The sequence below is a fragment of the Pseudomonas sp. KH_021 genome, assembly GCF_057838865.1.
Genome location: NZ_CM174477.1, coordinates 4,429,656 through 4,440,000, shown reverse-complemented (window position 1 = coordinate 4,440,000; position 10,345 = coordinate 4,429,656). Strand labels below are relative to the sequence as shown.

The 10,345-nt window shown below is 55.1% G+C and carries 8 protein-coding genes, 2 tRNA genes and 3 rRNA genes (1 of these 13 running past the window's edge); 11 read left to right on the top strand and 2 right to left on the bottom strand.

Annotated elements, in window-relative coordinates:
* The 5 genes from AC3IX4_RS20490 to rrf all read left to right on the top strand — a co-directional run.
* Positions 1 to 95 (top strand): 16S ribosomal RNA (locus AC3IX4_RS20490) (it extends 1,442 nt beyond the left edge of the window).
* Between the two features lie 65 nt (positions 96 to 160).
* A tRNA-Ile gene (locus AC3IX4_RS20485) sits at positions 161 to 237 on the top strand.
* Positions 238 to 264: 27 nt separating this feature from the next.
* Positions 265 to 340: transfer RNA gene (locus AC3IX4_RS20480), tRNA-Ala, on the top strand.
* A 228-nt stretch (positions 341 to 568) separates the two neighbouring features.
* Positions 569 to 3,463, top strand: a 23S ribosomal RNA gene (locus AC3IX4_RS20475).
* Positions 3,464 to 3,612: 149 nt separating this feature from the next.
* A 5S ribosomal RNA gene (gene rrf / locus AC3IX4_RS20470) occupies positions 3,613 to 3,728 on the top strand.
* The 16S, 23S and 5S rRNA genes sit together here with 2 tRNA genes alongside, the layout of an rRNA operon.
* A gap of 110 nt (positions 3,729 to 3,838) precedes the next feature.
* Here the strand turns inward: rrf and queD are convergent.
* Entirely contained in the window at positions 3,839 to 4,195 is a 357-nt protein-coding gene (gene queD / locus AC3IX4_RS20465; protein WP_489257211.1) for a 6-carboxytetrahydropterin synthase QueD, read from the bottom strand.
* 194 nt (positions 4,196 to 4,389) lie between these two features.
* Here queD and AC3IX4_RS20460 point away from each other — a divergent pair, with 194 nt between their 5' ends.
* The 6 genes from AC3IX4_RS20460 to AC3IX4_RS20435 all read left to right on the top strand — a co-directional run bounded on the left by AC3IX4_RS20460 (position 4,390) and on the right by AC3IX4_RS20435 (position 9,699).
* Positions 4,390 to 4,698 (top strand): PepSY domain-containing protein, encoded by a 309-nt coding sequence (locus AC3IX4_RS20460; RefSeq protein WP_489257210.1) that lies wholly within the window; start codon positions 4,390 to 4,392, stop codon positions 4,696 to 4,698.
* A complete protein-coding gene (locus tag AC3IX4_RS20455; protein ID WP_489257209.1) occupies positions 4,698 to 5,012 on the top strand; it encodes a PepSY domain-containing protein in 315 nt (104 codons plus the stop codon). The genes AC3IX4_RS20460 and AC3IX4_RS20455 overlap by 1 nt, the downstream gene beginning before the upstream one ends.
* Positions 5,012 to 5,680, top strand: coding sequence for a response regulator transcription factor (locus AC3IX4_RS20450; protein WP_489257208.1), 669 nt, complete (start codon positions 5,012 to 5,014; stop codon positions 5,678 to 5,680). Before AC3IX4_RS20455 ends, AC3IX4_RS20450 begins: the two co-directional genes overlap by 1 nt.
* Positions 5,677 to 6,996 (top strand): sensor histidine kinase, encoded by a 1,320-nt coding sequence (locus AC3IX4_RS20445; protein WP_489257207.1) that lies wholly within the window; start codon positions 5,677 to 5,679, stop codon positions 6,994 to 6,996. Before AC3IX4_RS20450 ends, AC3IX4_RS20445 begins: the two co-directional genes overlap by 4 nt.
* A 220-nt stretch (positions 6,997 to 7,216) precedes the next feature.
* The gene (locus tag AC3IX4_RS20440) at positions 7,217 to 8,536 is read left to right on the top strand and encodes a Na+/H+ antiporter family protein (RefSeq protein ID WP_489257206.1); all 1,320 of its coding nucleotides are present in this window, start codon (positions 7,217 to 7,219) and stop codon (positions 8,534 to 8,536) included.
* Between the two features lie 101 nt (positions 8,537 to 8,637).
* Positions 8,638 to 9,699, top strand: a complete 1,062-nt coding sequence (locus AC3IX4_RS20435) for an AI-2E family transporter (protein WP_489257205.1) — start codon at positions 8,638 to 8,640, stop codon at positions 9,697 to 9,699.
* Here AC3IX4_RS20435 and AC3IX4_RS20430 read toward each other — a convergent pair.
* Positions 9,696 to 10,340 carry a Vat family streptogramin A O-acetyltransferase gene (locus AC3IX4_RS20430; RefSeq protein ID WP_489257204.1) on the bottom strand — a complete coding sequence of 215 codons (645 nt, stop codon included), beginning with the start codon at positions 10,338 to 10,340 and terminating at the stop codon, positions 9,696 to 9,698. The two genes, AC3IX4_RS20435 and AC3IX4_RS20430, sit on opposite strands and share 4 nt — an antisense overlap.
* Positions 10,341 to 10,345 lie beyond the last annotated feature (5 nt).

Sequence of the window (10,345 nt, the reverse complement as noted above, 5' to 3'; positions counted from 1 at the left end):
CCTTCGGGAGGACGGTTACCACGGTGTGATTCATGACTGGGGTGAAGTCGTAACAAGGTAGCCGTAGGGGAACCTGCGGCTGGATCACCTCCTTAATCGACAGACATCAGCTGCTCATGAGCACCCACACGAATTGCTTGATTCATTGAAGAAGACGATTGGGTCTGTAGCTCAGTTGGTTAGAGCGCACCCCTGATAAGGGTGAGGTCGGCAGTTCGAATCTGCCCAGACCCACCAATTACGTGGTGCACCCTGTAGCGATACGGGGCCATAGCTCAGCTGGGAGAGCGCCTGCCTTGCACGCAGGAGGTCAGCGGTTCGATCCCGCTTGGCTCCACCATTACAGATGGCCATTATCGTAAAAGCTTAGAAATGAATATTCGCCTCGAATATTGATTTCTGAACTTTTTCAGAATCGTTCTTTAAAAATTTGGGTATGTGATAGAAAGATAGACTGGACAGCACTTTCACTGGTGTTTGTTCAGGCTAAGGTAAAATTTGTGAGTGATATTGCAAATTTTCGGCGAATGTCGTCTTCACAGTATAACCAGATTGCTTGGGGTTATATGGTCAAGTGAAGAAGCGCATACGGTGGATGCCTTGGCAGTCAGAGGCGATGAAAGACGTGGTAGCCTGCGATAAGCTTCGGGGAGTCGGCAAACAGACTTTGATCCGGAGATCTCTGAATGGGGGAACCCACCTAACATAAGTTAGGTATCCTGCACTGAATACATAGGTGCATGAGGCGAACCAGGGGAACTGAAACATCTAAGTACCCTGAGGAAAAGAAATCAACCGAGATTCCCTTAGTAGTGGCGAGCGAACGGGGACCAGCCCTTAAGTGGCTTTGAGATTAGCGGAACGCTCTGGAAAGTGCGGCCATAGTGGGTGATAGCCCTGTACGCGAAAATCTCTTGGTCATGAAATCGAGTAGGACGGAGCACGAGAAACTTTGTCTGAATATGGGGGGACCATCCTCCAAGGCTAAATACTACTGACTGACCGATAGTGAACTAGTACCGTGAGGGAAAGGCGAAAAGAACCCCGGAGAGGGGAGTGAAATAGATCCTGAAACCGTATGCGTACAAGCAGTGGGAGCAGACTTTGTTCTGTGACTGCGTACCTTTTGTATAATGGGTCAGCGACTTATATTCAGTGGCGAGCTTAACCGAATAGGGGAGGCGTAGCGAAAGCGAGTGTTAATAGCGCGTTTAGTCGCTGGGTATAGACCCGAAACCGGGCGATCTATCCATGGGCAGGTTGAAGGTTGGGTAACACTAACTGGAGGACCGAACCGACTACCGTTGAAAAGTTAGCGGATGACCTGTGGATCGGAGTGAAAGGCTAATCAAGCTCGGAGATAGCTGGTTCTCCTCGAAAGCTATTTAGGTAGCGCCTCATGTATCACTGTAGGGGGTAGAGCACTGTTTCGGCTAGGGGGTCATCCCGACTTACCAAACCGATGCAAACTCCGAATACCTACAAGTGCCGAGCATGGGAGACACACGGCGGGTGCTAACGTCCGTCGTGAAAAGGGAAACAACCCAGACCGTCAGCTAAGGTCCCAAAATCCTGGTTAAGTGGGAAACGATGTGGGAAGGCTTAGACAGCTAGGAGGTTGGCTTAGAAGCAGCCACCCTTTAAAGAAAGCGTAATAGCTCACTAGTCGAGTCGGCCTGCGCGGAAGATGTAACGGGGCTCAAACCAGGTACCGAAGCTACGGGTATCATCCTTTGGATGATGCGGTAGAGGAGCGTTCTGTAAGCCTGTGAAGGTGAGTTGAGAAGCTTGCTGGAGGTATCAGAAGTGCGAATGCTGACATGAGTAACGACAATGGGTGTGAAAAACACCCACGCCGAAAGACCAAGGTTTCCTGCGCAACGTTAATCGACGCAGGGTTAGTCGGTCCCTAAGGCGAGGCTGAAAAGCGTAGTCGATGGAAAACAGGTTAATATTCCTGTACTTCTGGTTATTGCGATGGAGGGACGGAGAAGGCTAGGCCAGCTTGGCGTTGGTTGTCCAAGTTTAAGGTGGTAGGCTGGACTCTTAGGTAAATCCGGGAGTCTAAGGCCGAGAGCTGATGACGAGTTACCCTTTGGGTGACGAAGTGGTTGATGCCATGCTTCCAAGAAAAGCTTCTAAGCTTCAGGTAACCAGGAACCGTACCCCAAACCGACACAGGTGGTTGGGTAGAGAATACCAAGGCGCTTGAGAGAACTCGGGTGAAGGAACTAGGCAAAATGGCACCGTAACTTCGGGAGAAGGTGCGCCGGTGAGGGTGAAGGACTTGCTCCGTAAGCTCATGCCGGTCGAAGATACCAGGCCGCTGCGACTGTTTATTAAAAACACAGCACTCTGCAAACACGAAAGTGGACGTATAGGGTGTGACGCCTGCCCGGTGCCGGAAGGTTAATTGATGGGGTTAGCTAACGCGAAGCTCTTGATCGAAGCCCCGGTAAACGGCGGCCGTAACTATAACGGTCCTAAGGTAGCGAAATTCCTTGTCGGGTAAGTTCCGACCTGCACGAATGGCGTAACGATGGCGGCGCTGTCTCCACCCGAGACTCAGTGAAATTGAAATCGCTGTGAAGATGCAGTGTATCCGCGGCTAGACGGAAAGACCCCGTGAACCTTTACTATAGCTTTGCACTGGACTTTGAATTTGCTTGTGTAGGATAGGTGGGAGGCTTTGAAGCGTGGACGCCAGTTCGCGTGGAGCCATCCTTGAAATACCACCCTGGCAACTTTGAGGTTCTAACTCAGGTCCGTTATCCGGATCGAGGACAGTGTATGGTGGGTAGTTTGACTGGGGCGGTCTCCTCCTAAAGAGTAACGGAGGAGTACGAAGGTGCGCTCAGATCGGTCGGAAATCGGTCGTAGAGTATAAAGGCAAAAGCGCGCTTGACTGCGAGACAGACACGTCGAGCAGGTACGAAAGTAGGTCTTAGTGATCCGGTGGTTCTGTATGGAAGGGCCATCGCTCAACGGATAAAAGGTACTCCGGGGATAACAGGCTGATACCGCCCAAGAGTTCATATCGACGGCGGTGTTTGGCACCTCGATGTCGGCTCATCACATCCTGGGGCTGAAGCCGGTCCCAAGGGTATGGCTGTTCGCCATTTAAAGTGGTACGCGAGCTGGGTTTAGAACGTCGTGAGACAGTTCGGTCCCTATCTGCCGTGGACGTTTGAGATTTGAGAGGGGCTGCTCCTAGTACGAGAGGACCGGAGTGGACGAACCTCTGGTGTTCCGGTTGTCACGCCAGTGGCATTGCCGGGTAGCTATGTTCGGAAGAGATAACCGCTGAAAGCATCTAAGCGGGAAACTTGCCTCAAGATGAGATCTCACTGGAGCCTTGAGCTCCCTGAAGGGCCGTCGAAGACTACGACGTTGATAGGTTGGGTGTGTAAGCGCTGTGAGGCGTTGAGCTAACCAATACTAATTGCCCGTGAGGCTTGACCATATAACACCCAAGCAATTTGACTCGCTCGAATGAGCAGCAGATTGCGGTGTTGTGAAGACGAAACGAACCGAAAGTTTGCAACTCACAAACATCACATGCCCGATTCGCTGGAACGTCGACCGAAGGTTGACGCGCTGGCTACAGAATTTCTTGACGACCATAGAGCATTGGAACCACCTGATCCCATCCCGAACTCAGCAGTGAAACGATGCATCGCCGATGGTAGTGTGGGGTTTCCCCATGTGAGAGTAGGTCATCGTCAAGATTAAATTCCGAAACCCCTATCTGCGTACGCAGGTAGGGGTTTTGTTTTTGCGCTCGTAAAACTACACGCCTAAAAAACCACCCCAAGGGTGGTTTTAAAGAGGCCAGCGCTTACTCGCCGCAGTACACACAACCGCTGGTGCAGGTCTCGTGAATACGGACCTTGGACAGTTCAGGCAGCAAAGGCTTGAGCTGATCCCAGATCCACTTGGCAACGTTTTCGCTGGTGGGGTTTTCAAGCCCAGGAATGTCGTTCAGGTAGTTATGATCGAGTTGATCATAGAACGGCTTGAAGATGGCCTTGATCTCGGAAAAGTCGCGAATCCAACCAGTATGAGGGTCTACGGGCCCGGTCAGGTGGATGGCGGCCTTGAACGAGTGGCCATGCAGGCGACCGCACTGGTGCCCATCAGGGACGTGGGGAAGGCGGTGGGCTGCTTCGAAGGTGAACTCTTTGAAAATTTCCACGGTATGCTGGACTCTGAAAGGTAATGCCGACCGCCAGTTTATCAGTTAGGGCACCGCCTTGCCCCCCTTGGCCGCTACAAGGCTTGCAAGCGGTCGGCTCCGGTCAATGGCGCGTGTCATGTTCAGTTTGAATTAAGTTGTCTTCGCTACTGTAGGCGCTGTAGACATCAACAACGCCTGACGGAGGCTTACCCATGAAAACTTTTACAGCTTTGATCACTGCCGCAGCCCTTACCTTGACTGCAGGCTTGGTTCAGGCACGCGACCTGGGCCCGGACGAGGCGCTCAAGTTGCGTGATGCCGGTACCATCATGCCGTTCGATAAACTCAATGCCGCCGCTATTGCCAAGCATCCTGGGGCAATCATTCACGAGACCGAACTTGAGCAGGAATATGGCAAGTATGTGTACCAAGTCGACATGCGTGATGCCCAGGGCGTGGAATGGGATGTCGAACTGGATGCTAGCAATGCCCTGATTCTCAAGGATCACCAGGACAAATAATGAAGTGTTCGTCGCGGCCTGCGCACTTTCTGATCGTTGGCCTGCTTGCCTTTTGCTCGTTGGCGGTCGCTCGCGACCTCGATCAGGACGAGGCCCTGCTGTTGCGCCAGAAAGGTGTGATCTTGCCACTTGAGCAACTCATGCAGCAGGCGCTGGCGCGATATCCCGGGGCGCGGCTGCTGGAAGCAGAGCTGGAAGAGGAACACGATACCTATGTATATGAAGTCGAACTGCTGACGGTTGAAGGAGTGGTGCGTGAGATCGAACTCGATGCCACCACCGGCCATTTGCTCAAAGACAAGGAAGACGACTGATGCGCCTGTTGTTGGTAGAGGACAACGTTCCCTTGGCCGATGAGCTGGTTGCGGGCCTGACACGCCAGGGCTATGCCATCGACTGGCTCGCCGATGGCCGTGACGCTGTCTATCAAGGCAACAGTGAGCCCTATGACTTGATCATTCTCGATCTGGGGCTGCCAGGTATCCCAGGTTTAGACGTACTGGCACAATGGCGGGCGGCTAACCTTGCGACACCCGTGCTGATCCTGACCGCGCGCGGCTCCTGGGCTGAGCGTATCGAAGGCCTCAAGGCCGGCGCTGACGACTACCTGACCAAACCCTTTCACCCCGAAGAGCTGCAGTTGCGTATTCAGTCGTTGCTGCGCCGAGCGCGGGGCCTGGCCAACCAGCCAACCTTGAGTGCAGCGGGCCTGCAACTGGACGAGAGCCGTCAATGCGTCTTGCAGGATGGGATCGAAACCCAGCTCACTGCTGCAGAGTTTCGCTTGTTACGCTATTTCATGTTGCATCCCAGGCAGATCCTGTCCAAAAGCCACTTGGCCGAGCACCTGTATGATGGTGAAACAGAGCGCGACTCCAATGTGCTTGAAGTGCATGTCAATCATCTGCGTCGCAAACTGGGGCGCAGCGTGATCGAAACGCGTCGGGGTCAAGGTTACCTGTTCGGTGGGGGGAGTGAGTGAAATCGATTCAGGCGCGGCTCAGCCTTGGTTTGATCACGGTGCTGATAGTCGTGGGGCTGGCTGTCGTGCAGTTGAGCCTATGGTTGTTCGAAGTCGGCTTGCAGCGCTATCTGGAATCGGGTCTGCGAAACGAAAGCGAGAACATTCTGGTTGCTTTGGCTCGTGGTCCTACGGGGCTTGAGCTTGAAGAGCGCCGGTTGTCTCCTGCTTACCAGCGACCGTTTTCAGGTCATTATTTCCGAATCGATTTCAGTACTGGCAGTTGGCGGTCTCGCTCCTTGTGGGATCTGGACATGCCGCGCCCGGACACCGTGGGGTTGCATTCGGATTTGACAGGCCCAAAGGGGCAACAACTGTTGAGCCTGCGTGCCGACTACCGACGGTTCGGTGAAACCATTTCTATCAGCGTCGCTCAAGACTACACGCCCGTGCGTGCCAGTTTTCAGCGTATGCAGACGATGGGTTTTGGCATTGGCCTGGGGGCCTTGGTGGTGATCCTGGTTCTGCAGCGTTTGACGGTAACGCATTCATTGCGACCGCTTGAGCGAGTTCGTGAGCAGATCGCGCAGTTGCAACAGGGCCAGCGTTCGCAGCTCGACGATCAGGTGCCGCCAGAGCTTGAACCCTTGGTCGCACAAATTAACCATCTGCTGGCGCACACTGAGGACAGTCTCAAGCGTTCGCGCAATGCACTGGGCAATCTTGGGCATGCCCTCAAGACGCCACTTGCAGTGCTGCTCAGCTTGGCCAGCAGTGATCGGCTGCAGGACCATCCAAGGATTCGGGCGCAACTTCAGGAGCAGCTCGAGCAGATCCAGCAACGCCTGACCCGTGAGCTCAATCGCGCTCGCCTGGCGGGCGATGCGCTGCCCGGTGCGCGATTCGACTGCGACACGGAGTTACCCGGTTTGTTTTCGACGCTGGGAATGATTCATGGTCAAGGACTCAACCTTGCCTATGAAGTGCCGCCAGGTTTGAAGTTACCCTGGGACCGGGAAGACCTGCTGGAGTTGTTGGGTAATCTGTTGGACAACGCCTGTAAGTGGGCGGACGCTCAGGTGCTGCTGAGCATCGAGACGCGCCATGAGCATTACTGCCTGTTGGTCGACGACGACGGCCCCGGCATACCGCAAGCGGCGCGTTCAGAAGTGTTGGAGCGCGGCATGCGTCTGGATGAGCAAATTGACGGTCATGGCTTGGGCTTGGGCATCGTGCGAGACATCGTCGAAGCCTGGGATGGTAGCCTGAGCTTGCTTGGCAGCCCGCTAGGGGGGCTGCGTGTGGTGATTGAGTTACCGCGACGCGTGGGGGGCTGATTTTATTCAAGCGCTCAATTCAGATGCGTCGTTTATGGTCAACGGTGCGACTTGCGCTGTCAGGAGCGCCCCTGCGCTTTGACATCGCGGTATCACTGCTTCAGAGTGTGCGCCCTTCATGAAAGCCCCCTCGTTCCGGTCGCTGCCTGCGCAGTCTGGTTGCCGTTGCCGAGCTATGGAAAAGGCTTTTTCAGGTTTCAGGTGCGCAAGAGGTACATAAATGAACGCAGTCATTGCCGCGGTCGGGGTCATGTTGATCCTGAGTCTCTCCCGCGTGCATGTGGTGATCGCACTGATCATCGGGGCGCTGGTAGGTGGACTGGTGGGCGGCTTGGGCATCGAAGCGACGCTCAAGGCCTTCAATGGCGGTTTGGGCGGTGGTGCGACAGTTGCCTTGTCCTATGCCTTGCTGGGTGCTTTCGCCGTTGCCATTGCCAAATCAGGTCTGGCTCATGCCTTGGCTGATCGTGCACTGGCCTTGGTAGATCGCAGCGCCTCGGGTGCCGGCGGTAAGGTCAAATGGCTATTGATTGGTTTGCTGCTCAGTGTCGCCATCGCCTCTCAGAACATTCTGCCTATCCATATCGCGTTCATACCACTGCTGGTACCCCCGCTGCTGTATGTGCTGACGCGTTTACACATTGACCGGCGCCTGATCGCCTGTGTCATGACCTTCGGCCTGATCACGCCCTATATGTTCCTGCCCGTGGGGTTCGGCAATATCTTCCTCAATCAGATTCTGCTGGCCAACGTCAGCAGTAGCGGTGTGGATGTGAGCGGCGTGAACGTCACCCACGCCATGGCCATTCCCGCTGCCGGCATGGTGTTTGGTCTGTTGGTCGCCGTATTGTTCAGCTATCGCAAAAAGCGCGTCTACGATCTGGAGAAAATCGAACAAGTCGAGCAAGTGGCCGTGAGTTACAACCCGGTTACGTTGCTGGTCGCCCTGGCTGCCATTGGCGCCGCTTTCATCATTCAGATCTGGCTCGATTCAATGATTATCGGGGCATTGGCCGGTTTCTTGATCTTTTCGTTATCGGGCATCGTCCGTTGGCGCGAGACCGACGACCTGTTCACCGAAGGCATGAAGATGATGGCCATGATCGGCTTTATCATGATCGCAGCTTCCGGGTTTGCCGAAGTGATGAAGGCCACGGGTGAGGTTCGTAGCCTGGTCGAAGCAGCGGCCGGTTGGATCAATCACAGCAAGGGCGTCGGGGCGCTGCTGATGCTGTTGGTGGGGCTGCTGGTCACCATGGGGATCGGTTCTTCATTCTCCACCGTGCCAATCCTGGCGGCGATCTTCGCACCGTTATGTTTGCAGCTGGGGTTCGAACCGCTGGCGATTGTGTGCATTGTCGGCACTGCCGGCGCACTGGGCGATGCGGGGTCACCCGCGTCGGACTCGACGCTTGGGCCGACCTCGGGCTTGAACGTCGATGGCCAGCATCACCATATCTGGGACACGGTGGTTCCGACCTTTATTCACTACAACTTGCCACTGTTGGCGTTTGGCTGGGTCGCTGCCATGGTGCTGTAGCCCGTCCCCCATCAACCAGGATCTACACTCATGGCACTCGGCCGCAGTTCGGTGGACTAACCCTCGGTACTCAACGCTTTTGCGCACTGGCAGGGATCGACATGAGTGAATCGTCGCTGCACCACCGCAGCTTGCTGCTATTGCTGATCCTGGTCACGCTAGCGTTTATCTGGATTATGTTGCCCTTCTATGGCGCCGTGTTCTGGGCGGTGATCCTCGGGATCATGTTTGCGCCGCTGCAACGGCAGTTGCTGCTCAAGTTCGGTTTTCGGCGCAATCTGGTGTCACTGCTGACGCTGGCGATTTGTGTGGTGATCGCCGTTCTGCCCGTGATTGTGATCAGCGGCTTGATGGTCCAGGAGTTCGCTACGCTCTACAAGCGGATCGAGAGTGGCGAACTGGACATTGCCAGCTATATCAGCCAATTCAAACACGCGTTGCCAGCTTATTTCCAACATCTGCTCGATCGTATGGGCTTGGGTAACCTGGAGAGTTTGCGACAAACCATTACCAAGAGCGCAACTCAAGGCAGCCAGTTTCTCGCCTCACAAGCCTTCAGCTTTGGCCAGGGGACCTTTGATTTCCTGGTGAGTTTCGGGGGCATGCTGTACTTGCTGTTTTTCTTCTTGCGCGATGGCGCCGAGCTTGCTCGCAAGGTACGCACAGCTATCCCCTTGGCTGAGCACCAGAAGCGCCTCCTGCAGCTCAAGTTCAATCGAGTAGTGCGCGCTACAGTGAAAGGCAACCTGTTGGTCGCTATCACCCAAGGCGCTCTGGGCGGGGCCATTTTCTGGTTCCTGGACATTCCCAGCGCCTTGCTCTGGGCGGTGCTGATGGCGTTTCTTTCGTTATTGCCGGCGATTGGCGCGGGGATCGTCTGGGCGCCGGTAGCGGTGTTTTTACTGGTCAGCGGCGCGGTGTGGCAAGGTGCAGTGCTGGCACTGTTTGGCGTCTTCGTGATCGGCCTGGTAGACAACGTGCTGCGGCCCATTCTGGTCGGCAAAGATACGCGCATGCCCGATTATCTGGTGCTGATTTCGACGCTGGGCGGCCTGGCCATTTTCGGTCTCAACGGCTTTGTCATAGGGCCATTGATCGCCGCGCTGTTCATGTCGACCTGGGATATTTTCGTCGGTACTCGCAAACAGGTGCAGTTGCCTTAGCGTGATTGCCTGGACACTGATTGCAGGGCGCTGATATCAGCGCCAACGATCATCGCCAAGTGTTCGCTGATCAGTTCGATGGGCCAGTCCCACCAAGCCAGCGCTTCCAGTGCTGCCACCTGTTCGGGCTCGAAGCGGGCTTTGATAGCTCGTGCCGGATTACCGCCAACGATGGTATAGGGCGGCACATCGTGGGTAACGACCGAGCGCGCCGAGATAATCGCGCCATTGCCTACCTTCACGCCGGGCATGATCAAGGCTTCATAGCCAATCCAGACATCGTTGCCTATTTCAGTATCACCCTTGTAGGGCAATTCATTGAGCTGGGGCATCACCTTTTCCCAGCCATTGCCGAAGATCTGGAAGGGGTAAGTCGAGACGCCGCTCATCTTGTGATTGGCGCCGTTCATGATGAATTTGACGCCACGCGCGATCGCGCAGAATTTACCGATCCGCAGCGTGTCGCCAATAAAATCGAAATGGTAGAGGACGTTTCGCTCGAAGTTTTCCGAATCGTCGGGGTCATCATAGTAGCTGTAGTCACCCACCTGAATGTTCGGACGGGTGACGGTGTTCTTGATGAAGCAGACTTGTGGGAACCCTTCCATGGGGTGTTTGTTGTCCGGGCTGGGGCCGTGCATGCGTC